Source organism: Streptomyces sp. NPDC002566 (genome assembly GCF_042889585.1).
Taxonomy (GTDB): domain Bacteria; phylum Actinomycetota; class Actinomycetes; order Streptomycetales; family Streptomycetaceae; genus Streptomyces.
Genome location: NZ_JBIARD010000003.1, coordinates 764,409 through 783,873, shown reverse-complemented (window position 1 = coordinate 783,873; position 19,465 = coordinate 764,409). Strand labels below are relative to the sequence as shown.

Here is a 19,465-nt window from a genome sequence, read left to right as displayed (position 1 = left end):
CGCTTCTCACGCCCCTTCCTTCAGCACCCGCGTGATCAGCCTGCGCTGCTCCTCCGTGAGCCGGGGGTCCGCCGCGTACACGGTCCGGCCGTCCACCGTGATCTCGTAGGCGAAGCCGTCCGGCACCCCGGCCGGGGGCACGTCCCGGCCGGCGGCCGTCGCCTTCTCGGCCAGGGCGTGCCACTCGTCGGCGTCGGGCCGCCCCGAGGTGTCCACCTCGGCGTGCCGCTCGATGCCCGCGAAACCGCCCGTGCGCGTCACCTGAATCCGCATGGGTCCTGTCTAGTACGAACGGGTCCGGTCCGCTGCGCGTGTCACAGGATTCGCACCCCGACCCGCTCCCACGCCTTCTCCACGGCCAGGAGTTCCTCGCCGCCGTCGCCGAAGCGCTCGCGGGCGGCCTTCACGGTCAGCCCGGCGAAGTCGGTGAAGAAGGCCCCCTCGCGCAGCTCGCCGCCGGTGAGGACGTCGTACCAGATCTGGCCCGCCTTCTCCCAGGCGAAGCCGCCGAGGGCGGTCGCGGCGAGGTAGAATGCGTGGTTGGGGATGCCGGAGTTGATGTGGACGCCGCCGTTGTCGCGGCCGGTGCGGACGTAGTCGTCCATCGTCGCGGGCTGCGGGTCCTTGCCGAGGACGTCGTCGTCGTACGCCGTTCCCGGGGCCTTCATGGAGCGCAGGGCCTGGCCGGTCACGCTCGGGGCGAGGAGTCCGGCGCCGATCAGCCAGTCGGCCTCGGCGGCGGTCTGGCGGAGCGTGTACTGCTTGATGAGCGAGCCGAACACGTCGGACATCGACTCGTTGAGGGCGCCCGGCTGGCCGTAGTAGGTGAGGTTCGCCGTGTACTGGGTGACGCCGTGGGCCAGCTCGTGGCCGATGACGTCGACGGAGTTGGTGAAGTCGACGAAGATCTCGCCGTCGCCGTCGCCGAACACCATCTGCTCGCCGTTCCAGAAGGCGTTGTTGTAGTCCCGGTCGTAGTGGACGGTGGCGTCCAGGGGCAGGCCGTCGCCGTCGATGGAGTGACGGCCGTAGGCCTTCAGGAAGAGCTCGAAGGTGGAGCCGAGGCCGGAGTAGGCGCGGTTGACCGTGGCGTCGCGGCCGGGGTCCTCCCCCTCGCCGCGGACCTTGGCGCCGGGCAGGTCGGTGCCGTGCCCGGCGTCGTAGACGGTCCGCAGCGGACGGTCGGACGGAGCCTTCGCCGACGGGGCCGCCGCGAGGCGGAACTCGGTGGTCACGCTGCGCGCGGCGCGCAGTTCGCTGTCGCGCACCAGGGTGCGGCGGGCGGGACCGGAGAGTGCGGGGTCGTCGTTGCGGGCCAGCCGGTGGAGGACGTGCGGCGGTACGACGGTGCAGAAGACGGGCTCGAAGCCCCCGTGTGTCGTCATGCCCGGCACCCTTGCACTGGGTGATGCCACTGTCACTAGAGGCAACCATGATTGGTGAAATACGGTGACATAGGGGCCCGGGCCGGGCTCCCGAGTGGTATGGCGCACGTTTTGCCCGATTCCTCCCTGTGGTCCCGCATACTGGGACAAGCCCGCGTGCCCGGCGCCGCTCGGCTAGAGTGCGGAGCATTATGCGTTTCGGGCTGCTTCTCCTTAGCTGCCGCGGCGAGGGCCTGTAGTCGAGGCCGACCCCCTCCCCGCGGAGCTTGGCGTTGCGTCGTCGGCCGTCCTGATCCGGACTTTCTCCGGCCATCCCGAGGAGCCACCGCACCATGGCGAACCGCCAGCAGCCCAGCCAGATGCCGATCCACAAGTACGGTCAGTACGAGCAGGTCGACCTCCCCGACCGCAGCTGGCCGCAGCAGCGCGTCACCTCCGCCCCCCGCTGGCTCTCCACCGACCTGCGTGACGGCAACCAGGCCCTGATCGACCCGATGTCGCCCGAGCGCAAGCGCCGGATGTTCGACCAGCTGGTCAAGATGGGCTACAAGGAGATCGAGGTCGGCTTCCCCGCCTCCGGCCAGACCGACTTCGACTTCGTGCGCTCGATCATCGAGGAAGAGGGCGCGATCCCGGACGACGTCACGATCTCCGTACTGACCCAGGCCCGCGAGGACCTGATCGAGCGGACCGTTGAGTCCCTCAAGGGCGCCAAGCGCGCCACCGTGCACCTGTACAACGCCACGGCCCCCGTCTTCCGCCGCGTGGTCTTCCGCGGCTCCAAGGACGACATCAAGCAGATCGCCGTCGACGGCACCCGCCTGGTGATGGAGTACGCCGAGAAACTGCTGGGCCCGGAAACCGAATTCGGCTACCAGTACTCGCCGGAGATCTTCACCGACACCGAGCTGGACTTCGCCCTGGAGGTCTGCGAGGCGGTCATGGACGTCTGGCAGCCCGGCCCGGGCCGCGAGATCATCCTCAACCTGCCCGCCACCGTGGAGCGTTCGACGCCGTCCACGCACGCGGACCGCTTCGAGTGGATGGGCCGCAACCTCTCCCGCCGCGAGTACGTCTGCCTGTCGGTCCACCCGCACAACGACCGCGGCACCGCCGTCGCCGCGGCCGAGCTGGCGCTGATGGCCGGCGCCGACCGCGTCGAGGGCTGCCTCTTCGGGCAGGGCGAGCGCACCGGCAACGTCGACCTGGTCACCCTGGGCATGAACCTGTTCTCCCAGGGCGTCGACCCGCAGATCGACTTCTCCGACATCGACGAGATCCGTCGTACGTGGGAGTACTGCAACCAGATGGAGGTCCACCCGCGCCACCCGTACGTGGGCGACCTGGTCTACACGTCCTTCTCCGGCTCCCACCAGGACGCCATCAAGAAGGGCTTCGACGCGATGGAGGCCGACGCGGCCGCCAAGGGCGTCACCGTCGACGACATCGAGTGGGCCGTCCCGTACCTGCCGATCGACCCCAAGGACGTCGGCCGCTCCTACGAGGCCGTCATCCGCGTCAACTCGCAGTCCGGCAAGGGCGGTGTCGCCTACGTCCTGAAGAACGACCACAAGCTGGACCTGCCGCGCCGGATGCAGATCGAGTTCTCGAAGATCATCCAGGCGAAGACCGACGCCGAGGGCGGCGAGGTCACCGGCGGCGCCATCTGGAGCGTCTTCCAGGACGAGTACCTGCCCAACCCGCAGAACCCGTGGGGCCGCATCCAGGTCCGCAACGGCCAGTCGAGCACCGACACCGACGGCGTGGACACCCTGACCGTCGAAGCCACCGTCGACGGCGAGGACACCGTCCTCACCGGCACCGGCAACGGTCCGATCTCGGCCTTCTTCGACGCCCTGCAGTCCATCGGCATCGACGTACGCCTGCTCGACTACCAGGAGCACACGATGAGCGAGGGCGCCTCCGCGCAGGCCGCCTCGTACATCGAGTGCGCGATCGACGACAAGGTCCTGTGGGGCATCGGCATCGACGCCAACACGACGCGCGCGTCGCTGAAGGCGGTCGTCTCCGCCGTCAACCGCGCCACCCGCTGACCCGCGTCACCCGGATGTCCCGGGGCCCCGGCCGCCGCGAGCGACGGCCGGGGCCCCGGCGCATCTCGGCCACCCGAGCGTGAAGGTCACGGAGAGGTCTCGTCCTGGGTGCTGACTCAGGCTGCCGGATGTGGCTAACATCACGCAGACGTACGGCGATGATGCCGTGCGGTGACGGAGGTGCGACGTGCTGCCAGGACGGGGACGAGACGGCCGTGCAGGCGGGCTTGCCCGCATCCTGGGCACCCGCACCGCGTGGACGCCCGTCGGGGACGGCGAGTTCTTCTGCCCCGGCTGCGGAGGCGACCGCAACTACCAGCGCCTGACCGGCCATCGCCGCCTCACCCTGCTCGGCGTGCCCGTCCTCCCGCGCGGCGCGAGCGCGCCCGTCGTCGAGTGCGCGGCCTGCCGGCGCCACTACGGCACCGACGCCCTCGACCACCCCACCACCGTCCGCTTCTCGGCGATGCTCCGCGACGCCGTGCACACCGTCGCCCTCGCGGTGCTCTGCGCGGGCGGCGCGTGCGCCCGCGCCTCCCTGGAGACGGCCGCCGCGACGGTGCGCACGGCCGGCTTCCCCGACTGCACCGAGGAACAGCTCGCCGCCCTCGTCGACGCCCTCGACACCGGCACCGGCCGCCCCCACGGGGAGTCCTGCGCCCCCGGCCTCGCCGCCGAACTCCACGAGGCCCTCGCCCCGCTCGCCCCGCACCTCGCCCCCGCCGGCCGCGAATCCGTCTTCCTCCAGGGCGCCCGCATCGCCCTCGCCGACGGCCCGTACACCCCGGCCGAACGCGAGGTCCTCACCACGGTCGGAACAGCCCTGACCATCTGCACGACCGACGTCACCCGCCTCCTGGCAGCGGCCCGCACCCCGTCGTGAGTACTCCCCTAGGGCAGGGTCTTGTCGTAGGTCTTGTCCGTGTCCGAGTCGTAGACCTGCTTGCCGGCGGCGTCGAAGCCCTTGATGTGCGGGGCCCTGGTGACCTGCTGGTTCAGGATGCCGGCGGCGACGAACCAGCCGTGGTCCAGGGCCGCCGTGGCGTCGCTGTCGCCGTAGGACACGGTCACCTTGGCCACGGACGGGTCGACCGTGCCGATCGAGGCCCAGCGGTACGGGAGTTTCCACTGACCCTTGTCGATCAGCGACTGCCGGTACAGGCCGCCCGCGTTGTCGTCCGGCACGACCGGGCGCGCGGCCGACGTCAGGCCGTCCTGCGTGCTGGTGCTGATGCCGGCGGACACGCCGTCCTTCACGTCGCAGATCACCCGGAAGCCCGCCGGCCGCTGCGCCACGCCGACGACGTGGACGCCGTCGCCGGGGGAGTTGGAGTCGCCGGTGCTCTTCGCCGCCAGGATGATCCGGTAGTTCTCCGCCTTGCCCGCGTCCTTGCCGACGACGCGTGCCACGTGCTCCGCGGTCAGGCACTCCTGCAGCGCCTTCGTCGCCTCGTCGAAGGTGATCCCGTCGAGCAACTGCCCGTCCGTGGCGGGCCGCGCGGGGCCGGAGGCCGAGGCCGCCGCCGACGCGCTCTGCGGGGCGCTGGCCGACGACATCGGCGTCGCCGTGTCAGTGCCCCCTCCCCCGTTCCCCCCGGCCACGGCGTAGGCCGCCGCCGGCACCGTCACGATCGCCGCCAGCGCCGCGCCGACCGCCGCCACCCGTCGCCGCCGCTCCGCCACGCCCCGCCGCCGGATCGCCGGGTAGGGCGCGGGGGAAGGGTGGATGGTGTACGCGTCGTCCGTCATCAGTTCCCTCACCAGTTCCTCGAAGTGCCGTTCGTCGTAGGCATCTTGGGCATCCCGGGCATCGCGGGCCTCCGCCCCGTCGTGTGCCCCGTGTGCCCCGTGTGTCTCGTGTGCTTGGTGCGCTTTCCGTGGCCCGTGCGCGCCGTGCGCTTCGTCGTTCACCTTCCGCCTCCCCGTTGGGACACCGTGCGGTCCTCCCGCATCAGCCCCGGATACAGCCGCAACTTCGCCAGCCCCTTGGAGGCCTGGCTCTTGACCGTGCCGGGCGAGCAGCCGAGCACCTCGGCCACCTCCGCCTCCGACAGGTCCTCCCAGTACCGCAGGACCACCACCGCCCGCTGTTTCGCGGGCAGTTGTGCCAGCCCGGCGAGCAGGGAGCCGCGTTCGTCCACCCGGCCGACGGACTCGTCGTCCCGGCCCGCCCGCTCCGGCGGGGCCGCGGTCAGCGCCTCCTTGACCCGCCGCTTGCGGAAGCGGTCGCTGTTGCAGCTGACCAGCATCCGCCGGACGTAGGCCTCCGGGTTGTCGCTGCGCGCTATGCGCCGCCACGACCGGTACGCCTTCGCCAGCGCGGTCTGCGTCAGGTCCTCCGCGTGGTGGACGTCGCCCGTGAGCAGGTACGCGGTCCTCACGAGCCGTGACCACCGTGCCCTGACGAAATCCTGGAACTGGGCCTCAAGTTCGGCCTGCATCAAGCACCCTCCTCGCCCCCCAGACCACCATGGGGACGGAATCGGTTGCCCGTGAGTTCGGGACCCGTTCGAATGGGTGCATGGAGCGAGACGCCGAGAGGAACGCCGGGAAAGCCGTGGGCGATGACGCCGGTTGGGCCGCGTGGACCTGGTCGCCGCAGGCGCCGGGGGTGCTGGTGCTGCCGTCCGGGCGGCTGGTGCGGGGGCGGGGACTGCGGCGGGATCCGGACCCGGCGGAGCCCGTCCCCGCGTACGGGCTGTACCTGCTCGGGGCGCCGCCCCCGGAGTTTCCCTGGGAGGCACGGTGGGTCCGGTGGCCCGACTTCCGGCTGCCCTCGGACCGGGCGGACGCGCGGACGGCGCTCACCGAGGCGTGGTGGCGCGCGGAGGGGGAGCGGGTGGAGGTCGCCTGCGGCGGCGGCCGCGGCCGCACCGGGACGGCCCTGGCCTGCCTGGCCGTCCTGGACGGCGTGCCGGCCGCCGAAGCGGTCGGCTTCGTACGCCGCCACTACGACCGGCACGCCGTCGAGACCCCCTGGCAGCGACGGTTCGTACGACGGTTCGCGGCCACGGTCTGAGCCGCGGAGAAGGTCTCACGGAGGCTGAGCCGCGGAGAACGCCTCACAGACGGTCCGAGCCGCGGAGAGCGCCTCACATGTTGAGCGTCATCAGCAGCCGGTGTGCGCCGGGGCCGAAGTAGTCGGCGCGGGGGCCGCCGGGGTCGGGGAGGAAGCCCAGGGAGCGGTAGAGCGCCACGGCGGTGTCGTTGCCCGGTTCGACGGAGAGGGAGACGGTGTGGACGCCCTCCCCGCGCAGATGGCTCAGGATCCTCGTCATGAGCTGACGCCCGAGTCCCTTGCCGCGCAGGCCGGGGGTGATGCCGAGGCTGAGGATCCAGCTGTGCGCCGCGTTCGGCGGCGTCGACAGCACGTACCCGACCAGGTCTCCGCCGTCGTCCACCACGAACACGAAGTCCGGGAAGCAGGCGAGGAACTGCCTGAGCACGAAGTAGGGGTAGGGGTCGGCCGGGAAGGCCTCCGCGTCGAGACGGACGATCGGGCCGAGATCCTCCTCGCCGGCCGGTCTGATCCGTAAGCGCCTTTCTCCGGACACCTGGCTCACGGTCGAACCGGCGACCGACGGAAAACGATCTCCGGGAACTCCGGGAAGAGGAGTCATACCGTCCCCTTGTGAAGGATGGACTTGGACCGGTCTATGCGAATGACGCGCGCGGCTGCTCTAATGCGATATCCATCTGATCGTCCATCATCTCCCGGTGCATCCTCGCCTTCAAGACCTCCGTCTGCTGCTAGGCTGAACCAATGGACTTGGGACCACCCGCCGCCGATCAAAAACTGAATGCTGATGTCCCATGGGACGCCTTCGATCCCGATGAGTACATCAAGCACAATTACCTGGGCATCCAGGCCGTGGACGAGGAGATCCTCTCCCGTGTGCGGGACCACTTCAGTGATCATTTCCGGGGTCGGGCAGGACGGGTGCATTCCGGTATCGACGTGGGCGCGGGTCCCAATCTCTACCCCGCCCTCGCGATGCTCCCCTGGTGCGACCGGATCACCCTGCTGGAGCGGTCCGAGAGCAACCTCGACTACCTCCGCCGTCAACTCCAGAGCTACGACGCGCACTGGGACCAGTTCTGGGAGGTCCTGCGCAAGGGCGAGGCATATGCCGAGCTGGGCGACGACTACGGCAAGTACCTCGCCGAAGCCGTCCGGGCCCCCGAGTCGGGCAGCCTCTTCGACCTGTGCGGCAGCGACCGCCGCTGGGACCTGGGCACGATGTTCTTCGTGGCCGAATCCATCACCACCGACCTCGACGAGTTCCGCCGCGGTGTCGGCTGCTTCATGCACGTGTTGAATCCCGGCGCGCCCTTTGCCGCCGCTTTCATGGAGCATTCCGAGGGATATCAGGTGGGCTCCCAGGAATTCCCGGCCCTGGACGTCGACGTGGCCGAGGTGAGCACTCAGCTCGGTGAATACGCGGACGAGGTGACGATTCACCGCACCGCCAATCCGCAGGAACTCGTGCGCGACGGATACACGGGAATGATCCTCGCCTGCGGACGGCGGAAGGGCTGACTTCCGATCCGTTTCTTCCGGGATGCTGAAAAGCAGACCGAAAGCAGACGGAAAGCAGACGAAAAGCCGCCGGAACGACGTCAGCATGACGCGGGGATGACGCCGGAACGAACACCCGCCGCGAAAGACGGCATCGAGGCGGGACGCGGTGACGGCATGGTGACGGGCCTGTGCGAGGGGAATGGGCATGCAGATCAAACCGAGACAGAACCTGCTCGAGGTGTGGCAGGCCATCGGCCGCCATTCATTCGACAACGGTGAATGGGACTGGGGCGAATGGGGCGGCCGCAGCAGCGTCGCCGACGCGGAGCGACTGCTCTGCCTGATGTACCCCGCCACCGAAATCAGCGCGTTCCGTCTCGACGACCCCGACACCACCCAACGGGACGTGGAAAGGGCCCTGCGGAACGCGGGCGACTCCACCGCGATTCCCGGGAACCTCGTCAAGGTCCTCACCCACTTCATGGAGCAGCACCGCGGCGAGGGCCGGCCCACCTTCGCCGGCGGCTACTACTTCTCACCCGAGGACCCCGAGCAGCAACTCACCCAGGAGCAGCGGGACGTGGGCGTGGTCGACGCCTACTCCATGTCGGTCACCCTCTGCCTCGCCACGCTCGGCTTCCTCAAGGTCTACCGGGGCAAGACCCAGCGGGCGAGCACCCTCGCCCAGATCGAGCGGCTCTGGGAGGCCACCAGCGCCCGGCTGACCGCCGCCATGGTGAGCCTGCTGCGCTCCTTCACCGTCAACGTCGTCGACGTCAACGGCGACCAGGGACAGGCCCTGACCCGGCTGCTCGGCCAGGGCCGGCTCTCCCAGCGGCAGGTCCTGCAGCGCTTCCAGGAACGCTTCAAGCAGTTACGCGCCGTCATCAGCGAGAGCCTCATCCTCGGTCTCGACGCCGACGTCACCGACGAACTGCGCAACGAGAACCGCATGTTCGAGTGCGGCTGGGCCTGGAGCCTGGTGCAGGGCGCCCCCGACGTCGAGGTGGAGCCCGACACCGCCGTCGCCATCGGCAAGCAGCCCGAGGGCGTGGCCCACGCCGTGCCCTACCTGTACTTCACCGTCGTCGCCCTCGACGGCATCCCCGACCTGTTCTCCGAGCGCACCCTCGTCCTCGGTCTGCTCAACCCCGAACAGCAGAAACTCGCCGACGCGCTCCGGCTGCGCTGGGAGATCACCCAGCAGTACTGGTCGGCGGTGGCCCGCTTCGGCGACGGCACCTGGCCGCTGGAGGAGATCCCCTGGCGCACCACGCTCCAGCAGCTGGAGTCGGAGTACTTCTCCCTCTCCGTGGCCTCCATCCTCGTCCACGACCTCGTCCGCCGCCGCGCCACCGACGACGACCTCACCCGCACCGTCGCCGTCATGGAACGCCTCGCCGAACGCGGCCGGATCACCAGCGGCATGACCCGCGACGACCCCGCGATCGGCCTGCACAACCCCGGCGTCACCCTGCCCCTGCTGGGCAGCGACGCCCTGGGTCCGCCCATGAAGTGGACGATGACGGACTTCTCCGCGCAGCTGCTCAAGCGGACCATCCAACTCTGCTCGCTGTCACGGAACATCAGCTCCCAGGACCGTCTGCTGCAACTGGCCGAGAGCATCCTCGACCACCTCTGGCAGCGCCGGCTCAGCGAGGGCCACGGCGTCGGCCTGTGGGACAACGTGCACGCCGTCTACCCCGAATCGCCGGTGCGCCAGGGCCCGTTGTCCTGGAACATCATGGAGCGCATCACCGAGTGCATGGTCGCCGCACACGGCCTCTACGACCAGAAACCGGTCCGCAGCGCCGAACTCACCGAGCTGTCCAAGGCGTTGATCAGCGAGGCGGCCCACCTGTTCGGCCGGGAGCAGATGGAGCAGGCCGCCCCCGCCCTCAAGAGCCCCCAGGGAGAAGAGATCAAGGCCATCGAGGCGGACCTGCGCCGCGCCCGGCGACTCGTCGGCGACCAGCCCGGCACCGCCTACGCACTCGCCCTCGGCGTCCTGACCCGGCTCGACACCCTCGCCCGGGCCCGCGGCGACGCCGACCCGCAGGGGAGGTGACGGGTGCTCGTCTTCGCCGCCTCCGACAAGGGGGGCACGGGCCGTTCCGTCACCAGCGCCAACCTCGCCTACCATCGCGCGCTCGACGGGGACGACGTCTGCTACCTCGACTTCGACTTCGGGTCGCCCACCGCGGCCGCCGTCTTCGACCTGCCCGACGTGCTCGGGGAGGCCGAGGGGCGGGGTCTGCACTCCTACCTCAAGGGCGAGGTCGGCGAGCCGCTGCGGGTCGACGTGTGGGCCCGCACCGAACACCCCGTCCTGCTCAGCCGGCCCGGCGGCTCCGGACGGCTGGTGCTGCTGCCCGGCGACCGCTCCGGCGGTGAATTCGTCACCGACGCCGAGAACCTGCACCGGTGCGTGGACCTCGTCCTGCGACTGAAACGCGAATTCGACGTCATCATCGTCGACTTGAGCGCCGGACGCAGTTATGCGATGGACCTCGCCCTGCTCGCCACCTCGCCCCGCGGCGGACTCGGACGACTGAAAACGCGATGGCTCGTCTATCACCGCTGGACCCGCCAGCACGTGATGGCGGCCGCCGAACTCGTGTACGGGAAACAGGGCATAGTCGAGGCCGGTTGCGCCATGGGCCACGACTCGGACGCGCTCAACGCCGCGATCCGTTTCGTACGGGCCGCCGTCCCCAATCTCGAGTCGCCGCTCTGGTCGCAGGTCTCACCCGCCCAGTACGCGTGGATGCGGCAGTGCGACACACAACTGGAGGAAATCGCGGCCGGCCGCGGCATCGGCAAGACGCGGGTGCTGTCGTCCATTCCGCTGGAACCCGTCCTCCAGTGGCAGGAACGCCTCATCACCGACGAGGACGTCCACGACCGCCGGATCGCCAATGTCGAGACCTGGCAGAAGATGGGCGAACTCGCACAACGCCTGACCGACGACACCTACTGGGGGCAGCTGTGAGCGGGCCGGGAACGGTGTTCCGGGAGACCAGCGCGCAGCCGCGCACAGAATCCGTGCCCTACTCCCATCTCTCCCTGGAATTAGGGCACTTGTACATGGAGGACTTCGTCGAAGGCCCCGACCGGCTGCGCCGCCACTTCGCCGCCGTACGGCCCTGGGTCGACGCCGCCAGGGCCGGCGTCGGCCCGCTGCCGGCCGGCCGACGACCGAGGATCAGCACCTGCTTCCTCATCGACGACTACTTCAGCCGGCTCTCCACCCCCGCCGAACTCGTCCCGCCGCTGCTCGAAGCGGCGGCCGAGTCCGGCCTCACCATCGACTACCTGGCCCGCGAGTCGGGCTGCGCCGGCCCCGCCCTCGCCGGCCCCGGCCCGGCCGGAGGGTCCGGCCGCCGCGACCGCGCCGTCCTCGCCGAGGCCGTCCTGCACCGGCTCGTGGAGTCGCCCCCGCCCGGCAGCAACGGCTTCCGCCCGCCCGTCAGCCGCACCGGCTGGCTCACCAACGGCCGCCGCGCCCCCTCCCGGCGCACCTCCGCCGCCCTGGACGCCACCGGCGCGGTCTGGGAGCCGCCGAGCGAGACCGGCGCGCGCGGCCACTCCGTCTTCATGGACGTCGAACTGTGGAGCGGGCCCGAGGACGAGCGCACCTGGTCCTGCGCCTTCCTCGCCTCGGTCTGGCAGCTCGTCCGGCTCGGGCTGCTGCGCGACAACGGCCAGGCCGTGCTGACCCCCGCCGTCTGGGACGACAAGGCGTTCCCGGCCGACTGGGACGCGCTGCCGCCCGTCGTCCGCCTCAACCCGCTCGCGCCGCCCTTCACCGCGTACGCCACGTGCAGCATCCTCCCGGCCCGGTTCCTGCCCGTGGAGCACGCCGTCCGCGTCGTCCTGGACCAGGTCCACGTGGAGGAGGAGGCGCTGCGCCAGGTCGCCGAACGCTCCGCGGGCGAGGGCGTCACCGTGCCCGCCGGGGTCGTGGACCGCACCTCCTACGTGTTCCCGCCGGGGCTGTGACATGAGCGGCCTGGGCACGACCACGGGGCCCGTCCTGGCCTGCGGCGAGGTGCGGACCTGTCTGCTGCCCAACCGTGACGCGGTGGACGAGCGGGCAGCGGAGGGGCTGCTGCGCCTGCGCGCCGACGAACGCGTCCGGCTGTCCCGCCGTCCCAACCGGCACGCCGTCTCCCCGGACGTCCTCACCGGCGTGGACTGCCGGCTGCCCACCGCCACCGGCGCCCGGATCCGCGCCGTCGGCACGGTGACCGCCCGCGCGGCGCTCGTCGAGGGCCGGGTGCTGCAGTCGACGGCGTCCTTCTCCCTCCCGGCGGAGGGGCCCGACCGGCGCCAGCCCTGGGGCTACTACCTGGTCCGGCCGGGCTCCCTCGTCCCCGTCGGCCGGCTCCCCGAGAAGTCGGTCCGGGAGGGCTTCCTCACCGGGAGCCGGCAGGGCGAGCTGGACGTCGGCTCGATCGCCGAGAGCCTGCTGGCGCGGATCTCCCGGCGGCACGAACTCGACCACGACGCCCCGCTCACCACCGCCGACACCAGCCTGCGCTGGACGGCGTCCCCGACCGCCGCGGGCGAGGAGGCGTCCCTGCACTTCACCGAGGCCGGCGACGGACTGCGGGTCGTGGAGCTGCGGCTGCCGCCCGGCACCGAGCCCGCGGCGGTGGCCGGCCTGTGCGAGGACCTCGCCCTGCACGACTGGCTGCTGACGACCGTCGCCGACAAGCTCGACGGCCTGCGGCTCGGCTCCGACGACCGCAAGGCCGCGCTGAAGGTGCTGCGCCCGCTCGTCGACCACCTGCTGCACCTGTGGATGCCGAGGGCCCGCGTCGACCGCGCGCTGACCACCCCCTGGGAGGAGCTGGAGAAGAACCCCGGGTTCAGCAGACAGTGGACCACCCTGGCCCAGCGCATCCGCGACCAGCTCGCCCTGCAGAACCTCATCAGCCGCGAGGAACGCGGCGACGCGCTCAGCACACCCTGACGCCACCACGGCACAGCCCGTACCACCGCACAGCCCGTACGACAGCACAGCCCGTACGGCAGCACAGCAGCAAGGGAAGGCACCACGGCACCGGTCCGCGCATGATCCCGACGGGGGGAGAAAGAGAGATGAACGCTCCGGCGCACACGTTAGAAGGCGCTCGGCATGTGACCCAGAAACTCCTGGTCACCGTGGTGGTGGGCGGTGTGGTCTACCTGCTCACCAACGTCCTCGGAGCCGACGAGGAAGGCCCGTGGCAGCTCGTGCTGTCCGTGCTGTGCGGCGGCATCGTGCTGATCGTGCAGTTCCTCGTGTCCTTCGTGAACCAGATGAACGCCGTCAAGGACTCGGTGGACAAGAGGTTCGCCGACATCGGCAAGGCCACCAAGCTCTTCAACGAGGTGGAGAAGCTGCGCGGCGACGGCGTGCCCCGGCTCGCCGAGCACGCCACCAAGGTCGTCTCCATGGGCCCGGACATCCTGCACGCGTTCGCGCACGCCGAGATCGACCGACTGGCCGCGCAGATGGAGGACTTCACCAACCTCGTCGCCGAGTGCCCCGGCGAGAACCACGACTGGCTCATGACCCTCACCCGGTGCACCCGCAAGAGCATCGACGCCATCAGCACCACCGTCGTCGACGACAGCTTCTGGAACACCGAACCCGCCGGCCGCTACCTCACCGCCCAGCGGGAGGCGATCCTCGACCCCGAGCGCCGTATCCGGGTGCGGCGGCTGTTCATCGTCAAACGGCCCGAGGAGATCTCCGCCCTGGGGCCGATCTGCGCCGAGCAGCGGGACATGGGGATCGACGTGCGGGTGGTCGCGCTGGAGGAGCTCCCGCCGTACTTCCGGCGCGGCAAGATGATCGACTTCATCGTGTTCGACGAGGCGCTGACGTACGAGATCCACGCCGACCAGCTCAGCGTGAACTCCTCCACCACGATCAACGCCCGCGCGAACGAGGTCGAGCCCCTGCGCCGCCGGTTCAACCTGCTGTGGGACGCCGCCGACCCGGCCAACTCCCCGAACGGCCTGCCCGGCCAGGTACGGGTCAGGAGCGGCGGCCCCGACCCGGACTGACCGCCGGTGACGCCCGGCCGGGCCCGGTCCCACCGGTCCGGCCGCGGCGCCGGGGTCAGGCGGCCTCGGTGATCCCGGCGGCCGCCCGGTCCGCTGCCGTCTCCGCGTGCCGTACGGCCAGGAGCAGCAGCGGTGTCGCCAGCAGCAGCGCGCCCGCGAGGGCGATCGCGGTGCGCGGCCCGGTGAGAGCGGCCAGGCCGCCCCACAGCGCGGTCAGGGCCGCCACGCTCGCCTTGGTCCCCACCGACCACGCCGACAGCGTACGGGCCACCCGGTCCGTCGGGGTCAGCTCCAGCCGGGTGGTGGCGAGGACCGGGTTGAACACGCCCGCGCAGGCGATCAGTCCCAGCTCCACCGTCATCACCAGGGCGAGCCCGGCGACGCCCGGCCCGACGAAGGCCAGCCCGAGCGACCAGCACGCGCGCAGCACCCCCGTACCGAGCAGCACCCGCCGGCGGCCGTAGCGGGCCACCAGCCGGGGCGCCAGCCGGGAGCCGATCAGCCCGCCGACGCAGGGCACGGCGAAGGCCAGCGCGTACTGCCAGGGCGCGAAGCCCAGCGGGCCCAGCATCAGGACGGCCAGCGGCGGCGAGGCCGCCATGATCAGCCCGTTGACCAGCGCGGCGTTGAGGAACAGCGGCCGCAGCACCGGATGCGCGAACAGGTGCCGCCAGCCGGCGAGCAGGTCCCCGGCGCGCAGCCGCTGCCCGTCCCGCGCCGCGGTCACCCGGGCCGGCGCCGGCTCGCGCGCCCGGATCGCCCGCAGGCCCGCCGCCGACATGAGATAGCTGACCGCGTCCGCCACGACGGTCACGACCGGGCCGAACAGGCCGATCGCGGCGCCTCCCAGGGGCGGGCCCAGCATGGTGGCCGTCCAACTCGTCGATTCGAAGCGGCCGTTGGCGGCGAGGAGGCGCTCCGGCGGCAGCAGCGACTTCAGGAAGGCGCCGCTCGCCGCGGTGAAGGAGATGTCGGCCGCGGCGACGACCGCGGACACCAGCAGCAACTGGCCGACGCCGAGCCCGCCCAGCCAGTAGGCGACGGGCACGCTCAGCAGCACCGCGCACCGCACCAGGTCCGCCGTGATCATCACCGGCCGTTTCCGCCGGAACTCCACCCACGGCCCGAGCGGCACCGCCAGCAGCGCCCCGACCGCCGGTCCCACCGCGGCCAGCGCCGCCACCTCGGCCGGCCCGGCGTGCAGCACCAGCACGGCGATCAGCGGGAACGCGTCGAACGCCAGCCGGGTCCCGAACGCGCTGACCGCGTACGCCCCCCACAGCCACCCGAAGTCGCGCCCCAGCGCCCACCGCACCACCCGGGCGATCCTACGGTGCCCGCCCACCCCCCTCCCGGCATGGGCGAGAATGAACCCATGAGCCTGTTCGACAGCGGTGCGCGATGAGCCTGTTCCGGGACGACGGCGTCGTGCTTCGCACCCAGAAGCTCGGCGAGGCCGACCGCATCATGCTGCGTCATTGCGGGGGGCGACCCCCGCACCCCCAGCAGGCCTGCGGCGGTGCGCGATGAGCCTGTTCCGGGACGACGGCGTCGTGCTTCGCACCCAGAAGCTCGGCGAGGCCGACCGAATTATCACGTTGCTCACTCGGGGGCATGGGCGGGTGCGGGCGGTCGCTCGGGGGGTGCGGCGGACCAAGTCGAAGTTCGGGGCGCGGCTGGAGCCGTTCTCGCATGTGGACGTGCAGTTCTTCGCGCGGGGCAGCGAGCTGGTCGGCCGCGGGCTGCCGCTGTGCACGCAGAGCGAGACCATCGCGCCGTACGGCGGCGGCATCGTCAGCGACTACGCCCGCTACACCGCCGGCACCGCCATGCTGGAGACCGCCGAGCGGTTCACCGACCACGAGGGCGAGCCGGCCGTGCAGCAGTACCTGCTGCTCGTGGGCGCCCTGAGGACGCTGGCCCGGGGCGAGCACGCCCCCCACCTCGTCCTCGACGCGTTCCTGCTGCGCTCGCTCGCCGTCAACGGCTACGCGCCCAGCTTCGGCGACTGCGCCAAGTGCGGCATGCCCGGCCCGAACCGGTTCTTCTCCGTGGCCTCCGGCGGTTCCGTCTGCGCCGACTGCCGGGTCCCCGGCAGCGTCGTACCCTCGCCGCAGACCCTGGAACTGCTGGGCGCGCTGCTCACGGGAGACTGGGAGACGGCGGACGCGTGCGAGGCACGCCACGTCCGGGAGGGCAGCGGACTGGTCTCCGCCTACCTGCACTGGCACATGGAGCGCGGTCTGCGCTCCCTTCGGTACGTAGAGAAGTAAGCGGCTAGAGGAGAGAAGACACACATGGTGGTACGCGGGTTCCTGGGGCGGCAGCGTCGGGAGTACAAGGCGCCGGAACCGCACCCGTCCGGCGCCCGCGCGCCGAAGGTCCCCGGTGAGCTGGTTCCGGAGCACGTGGCGATCGTCATGGACGGCAACGGCCGCTGGGCGAAGGAGCGCGGTCTGCCCCGTACCGAGGGGCACAAGGTCGGCGCCGAGCGGGTGCTCGACGTGCTCCAGGGCGCGATCGAGATCGGTGTGAAGAACATCTCCCTGTACGCCTTCTCCACCGAGAACTGGAAGCGTTCGCCCGACGAGGTGCGCTTCCTGATGAACTTCAACCGCGACTTCATCCGCAAGACCCGCGACCAGCTCGACGAACTGGGCATCCGGGTGCGCTGGGTGGGCCGTATGCCCAAGCTGTGGAAGTCGGTCGCCAAGGAGCTCCAGATCGCCCAGGAGCAGACCAAGGACAACGACCGGCTCACCCTGTACTTCTGCATGAACTACGGCGGCCGCGCCGAGATCGCCGACGCCGCGCAGGCCCTCGCCCAGGACGTGAAGGCGGGCCGTCTCGACCCGTCGAAGGTTAACGAGAAGACGCTGCAGAAGTACCTGTACTACCCGGACATGCCGGACGTCGACATGTTCCTGCGGCCCAGCGGCGAGCAGCGCACGTCCAACTACCTCCTCTGGCAGAGCGCGTACGCCGAGCTGGTCTTCCAGGACGTCCTGTGGCCCGACTTCGACCGCCGCGACCTGTGGCGCGCCTGCATCGAATACGCCTCCCGAGACCGCCGCTTCGGCGGAGCCATCCCCAACGAGGAGCTCCTCGCCATGGAGGGCAGGCAAGGGGAGTAGCACTCTCCGACCGGGCCTGGGCCCACCAGCCTGTCCGGCGTCTGAGGACGAGGCCCGTCCAGGGCCGAAGGGGGGTCTGGGGGCACAGCCCCCAGGCACCGCGCCCCGAACGCCCGCACAAGAACACGGCTCAACCCGCGGAGCACTCCGCACAGGTCCCGAAGATCTCCACCGTGTGCGCCACGTTCACGAACCCGTGCTCCGCGGCGATGGCCTCCGCCCACTTCTCCACCGCGGGGCCCTCGACTTCGACCGCCTTGCCGCAGCTGCGGCAGACGAGGTGGTGGTGGTGGTCGCCGCTGGAGCAGCGGCGGTAGACGGACTCGCCGTCGGAGGTGCGCAGGACGTCGACCTCGCCGGCGTCGGCGAGGGACTGGAGGGTGCGGTAGACCGTCGTGAGCCCGACCGAGTCGCCCTTGTGCTTGAGCATGTCGTGGAGTTCCTGCGCGCTGCGGAACTCCTCGACCTCGTCGAGCGCCGCCGCCACTGCGGCACGCTGCCTGGTGGCGCGGCCCTTCACGGGCGGTCCAGCGGTCGTCACCGTTGCCTCCTCCGTTGGCTCGGTTCACGTCTGCGGCTTGCCGGGCCATTGTGCCAGCCCGGGCCGGGCGCGGTCAGACGCCGATGCCGTCGCCCGCCTCACGGGTGGCCGGAATCGCGCACTCCGCGGGGTCCCCGGCGGGCTGGGCGGCGGCGGCCGCGCGGGCGCGTCGTCGGGCGAGCGGGGCGGCGAGAGCGGTCAGGGCGATGAACGCGCCGATGGTGAGCAGCACGATCGTCGCGCCGGGCGGGACGTCCTGGTAGTACGAGGTGATGGTGCCGCCGATGGTGACGGTGACGCCGATGGCCACGGCGACGGCGAACGTCGCCGTGAAGCTGCGGGTGAGCTGCTGGGCCGCCGCGACCGGGACCACCATCAGCGCGGAGACCAGCAGGAGCCCGACGACCCGCATGGCGACGGTCACCGTGACGGCGGCGGTGACCGCGGCCAGCAGGTTCAGGGCGCGCACCGGCAGTCCGGTCACCCGGGCGAACTCCTCGTCCTGGCTGACGGCGAACAGGTGCCGGCGCAGGCCCAGGGTGACGAGGACGACGAAGGCGGCGAGTACGCAGATCGCGGTGACGTCGGACTCCGACACGGTCGACAGGGAGCCGAAGAGGTAGGAGTTCAGGTTGGCGTTGGAGCCGGTCGGCGCGAGGTTGATGAACATCACGCCGCCGGCCATGCCGCCGTAGAAGAGCATCGCGAGGGCGATGTCGCCGCGGGTGCGGCCGTACCAGCGGATCAGTTCCATGAGGACCGCGCCGAGGACGGAGACGGCGGTGGCCATCCACACCGGGGACCAGGTGAGCAGGAAGCCGAGGCCGACGCCGGTCATCGCGACGTGGCCGATGCCGTCGCCCATGAGGGCCTGGCGGCGCTGGACGAGGTAGATGCCGACGGCGGGGGCGGTGACGCCGACCAGGACGGCGGCGAGCAGCGCCCGTTGCATGAAGGCGTAGTTCAGGAAGTCCATCAGCTCAGCAGTCCCGTGCGGATCGGTTCGGCGCCCGCCGGCGCGTGCGGGTGTACGTGGTCGTGGCCGGGCAGGGCGTGCTGGCCGACCGCGCGCGGGGGCGGGCCGTCGTGGGTCACGCAGCCGTCGCGCAGGACGACGGCGCGGTCGATGAGGGGTTCCAGCGGGCCGAGTTCGTGCAGGACGAGCAGGACCGTGGCGCCTTGGGCGACCTGCTTCTCCAGGGTCCTGGCGAGGACTTCCTGGCTGGCGAGGTCGACGCCCGCCATCGGCTCGTCCATGATCAGCAGTTCGGGTTCCGCGGCGAGCGCGCGGGCGATCAGCACCCGCTGGTGCTGGCCGCCGGAGAGGGCGTTCACGGAGTCCTTGGCCCGGTCGGCCATGCCGACGAGATCCAGGGCGCGGGTCACGGCCTCGTGGTCGGCCTTGCGCAGGATGCCGAAGCGGGCCCGGGACAGCCGGCCCGAGGAGACGACTTCGGTGACGGTGGCGGGGACGCCGCCGGCGGCGGTGGTGCGCTGCGGTACGTAGCCCACGCGCCGCCACTCGCGGAAACGCCCGCGGTCGGCGCCGAACAGCTCGATCCGGCCGGCGGTGACCGGGACCTGGCCGATGACGGTGCGCACGGCGGTGGACTTGCCGGAGCCGTTCGCGCCGAGCAGCGCGACGACCTCGCCGCGCCGTACGGTCAGGTCGATGCCGCGCAGGACGGGGCGTGAGCCCAGTTCGGCGCGGACCCCTTCGAGGGTGATGACGGGCTCGCGTTCGCCCTCTGTGACGCCAGTGTCCATGA

General features: G+C 71.2%; 20 protein-coding genes. 11 read left to right on the top strand and 9 right to left on the bottom strand.

From position 1 onward, the window contains the following. Nucleotides 1-6 precede the first annotated feature (6 nt). Both ACFYXA_RS16325 and ACFYXA_RS16320 read right to left on the bottom strand, forming a co-directional pair. Nucleotides 7-273: a protealysin inhibitor emfourin gene (locus ACFYXA_RS16325; RefSeq protein ID WP_130436849.1), complete on the bottom strand. Its 267-nt coding sequence runs from the start codon at nt 271-273 to the stop codon at nt 7-9. A gap of 41 nt (nt 274-314) precedes the next feature. Further along, nucleotides 315-1,385 carry a M4 family metallopeptidase gene (locus ACFYXA_RS16320; protein ID WP_389033076.1) on the bottom strand — a complete coding sequence of 357 codons (1,071 nt, stop codon included), beginning with the start codon at nt 1,383-1,385 and terminating at the stop codon, nt 315-317. Nucleotides 1,386-1,717: 332 nt separating this feature from the next. On the opposite strand from ACFYXA_RS16320, the gene leuA reads away from it, so the two are divergent. Both leuA and ACFYXA_RS16310 read left to right on the top strand, forming a co-directional pair. Further along, nucleotides 1,718-3,439, top strand: a complete 1,722-nt coding sequence (gene leuA, locus ACFYXA_RS16315; protein ID WP_389033073.1) for a 2-isopropylmalate synthase — start codon at nt 1,718-1,720, stop codon at nt 3,437-3,439. Nucleotides 3,440-3,626: 187 nt separating this feature from the next. Continuing rightward, nucleotides 3,627-4,322 carry a TerB family tellurite resistance protein gene (locus ACFYXA_RS16310; protein ID WP_352245064.1) on the top strand — a complete coding sequence of 232 codons (696 nt, stop codon included), beginning with the start codon at nt 3,627-3,629 and terminating at the stop codon, nt 4,320-4,322. A gap of 8 nt (nt 4,323-4,330) precedes the next feature. Here ACFYXA_RS16310 and ACFYXA_RS16305 read toward each other — a convergent pair whose 3' ends face one another. Continuing rightward, complete coding sequence (locus ACFYXA_RS16305; RefSeq protein WP_389033070.1) at nt 4,331-5,188, bottom strand: hypothetical protein; 858 nt, start codon at nt 5,186-5,188, stop codon at nt 4,331-4,333. Between the two features lie 158 nt (nt 5,189-5,346). After that, on the bottom strand, nt 5,347-5,880 hold the full coding sequence (locus tag ACFYXA_RS16300; protein ID WP_389033067.1) for a SigE family RNA polymerase sigma factor: 534 nt from the start codon (nt 5,878-5,880) through the stop codon (nt 5,347-5,349). Nucleotides 5,881-5,960: 80 nt separating this feature from the next. Here ACFYXA_RS16300 and ACFYXA_RS16295 point away from each other — a divergent pair, with 80 nt between their 5' ends. Continuing rightward, nucleotides 5,961-6,458, top strand: a complete 498-nt coding sequence (locus tag ACFYXA_RS16295; protein WP_389033064.1) for a protein phosphatase — start codon at nt 5,961-5,963, stop codon at nt 6,456-6,458. A 73-nt stretch (nt 6,459-6,531) separates the two neighbouring features. Here ACFYXA_RS16295 and ACFYXA_RS16290 read toward each other — a convergent pair whose 3' ends face one another. After that, nucleotides 6,532-6,993, bottom strand: coding sequence for a GNAT family N-acetyltransferase (locus ACFYXA_RS16290; RefSeq protein ID WP_352245060.1), 462 nt, complete (start codon nt 6,991-6,993; stop codon nt 6,532-6,534). A gap of 209 nt (nt 6,994-7,202) precedes the next feature. Here ACFYXA_RS16290 and ACFYXA_RS16285 point away from each other — a divergent pair, with 209 nt between their 5' ends. From ACFYXA_RS16285 to ACFYXA_RS16260, 6 genes are all read left to right on the top strand, one after another. Next, nucleotides 7,203-7,979: an SCO2525 family SAM-dependent methyltransferase gene (locus tag ACFYXA_RS16285; protein WP_389033059.1), complete on the top strand. Its 777-nt coding sequence runs from the start codon at nt 7,203-7,205 to the stop codon at nt 7,977-7,979. A gap of 187 nt (nt 7,980-8,166) precedes the next feature. Continuing rightward, nucleotides 8,167-10,029 (top strand): SCO2524 family protein, encoded by a 1,863-nt coding sequence (locus ACFYXA_RS16280; RefSeq protein WP_352245058.1) that lies wholly within the window; start codon nt 8,167-8,169, stop codon nt 10,027-10,029. A 3-nt stretch (nt 10,030-10,032) separates the two neighbouring features. Further along, nucleotides 10,033-10,953 (top strand): SCO2523 family variant P-loop protein, encoded by a 921-nt coding sequence (locus ACFYXA_RS16275; RefSeq protein ID WP_130436859.1) that lies wholly within the window; start codon nt 10,033-10,035, stop codon nt 10,951-10,953. Further along, nucleotides 10,950-11,963: an SCO2522 family protein gene (locus ACFYXA_RS16270; RefSeq protein WP_207228654.1), complete on the top strand. Its 1,014-nt coding sequence runs from the start codon at nt 10,950-10,952 to the stop codon at nt 11,961-11,963. Before ACFYXA_RS16275 ends, ACFYXA_RS16270 begins: the two co-directional genes overlap by 4 nt. A gap of 1 nt (nt 11,964) precedes the next feature. Next, on the top strand, nt 11,965-12,939 hold the full coding sequence (locus tag ACFYXA_RS16265) for an SCO2521 family protein (protein ID WP_352245057.1): 975 nt from the start codon (nt 11,965-11,967) through the stop codon (nt 12,937-12,939). A gap of 167 nt (nt 12,940-13,106) precedes the next feature. Next, the gene (locus ACFYXA_RS16260; RefSeq protein ID WP_352245056.1) at nt 13,107-14,021 is read left to right on the top strand and encodes a DUF6879 family protein; all 915 of its coding nucleotides are present in this window, start codon (nt 13,107-13,109) and stop codon (nt 14,019-14,021) included. A gap of 55 nt (nt 14,022-14,076) precedes the next feature. Here the strand turns inward: ACFYXA_RS16260 and ACFYXA_RS16255 are convergent, their stop codons facing one another. Next, the gene (locus ACFYXA_RS16255) at nt 14,077-15,339 is read right to left on the bottom strand and encodes an MFS transporter (protein WP_389033052.1); all 1,263 of its coding nucleotides are present in this window, start codon (nt 15,337-15,339) and stop codon (nt 14,077-14,079) included. 208 nt (nt 15,340-15,547) lie between these two features. On the opposite strand from ACFYXA_RS16255, the gene recO reads away from it, so the two are divergent. Both recO and ACFYXA_RS16245 read left to right on the top strand, forming a co-directional pair. Next, nucleotides 15,548-16,294 carry a DNA repair protein RecO gene (gene recO / locus ACFYXA_RS16250; RefSeq protein WP_351091170.1) on the top strand — a complete coding sequence of 249 codons (747 nt, stop codon included), beginning with the start codon at nt 15,548-15,550 and terminating at the stop codon, nt 16,292-16,294. A 24-nt stretch (nt 16,295-16,318) separates the two neighbouring features. After that, the gene (locus ACFYXA_RS16245; RefSeq protein WP_352245054.1) at nt 16,319-17,155 is read left to right on the top strand and encodes an isoprenyl transferase; all 837 of its coding nucleotides are present in this window, start codon (nt 16,319-16,321) and stop codon (nt 17,153-17,155) included. 130 nt (nt 17,156-17,285) lie between these two features. On the opposite strand, the gene ACFYXA_RS16240 is transcribed toward ACFYXA_RS16245, so the two are convergent. From ACFYXA_RS16240 to ACFYXA_RS16230, 3 genes are all read right to left on the bottom strand, one after another. Continuing rightward, a complete protein-coding gene (locus ACFYXA_RS16240) occupies nt 17,286-17,696 on the bottom strand; it encodes a Fur family transcriptional regulator (RefSeq protein ID WP_130436866.1) in 411 nt (136 codons plus the stop codon). A 73-nt stretch (nt 17,697-17,769) separates the two neighbouring features. Then, nucleotides 17,770-18,672, bottom strand: a complete 903-nt coding sequence (locus tag ACFYXA_RS16235; protein WP_389033048.1) for a metal ABC transporter permease — start codon at nt 18,670-18,672, stop codon at nt 17,770-17,772. Then, the gene (locus ACFYXA_RS16230; protein ID WP_352245052.1) at nt 18,672-19,463 is read right to left on the bottom strand and encodes a metal ABC transporter ATP-binding protein; all 792 of its coding nucleotides are present in this window, start codon (nt 19,461-19,463) and stop codon (nt 18,672-18,674) included. Before ACFYXA_RS16230 ends, ACFYXA_RS16235 begins: the two co-directional genes overlap by 1 nt. Between the last annotated feature and the right edge of the window lie 2 nt (nt 19,464-19,465).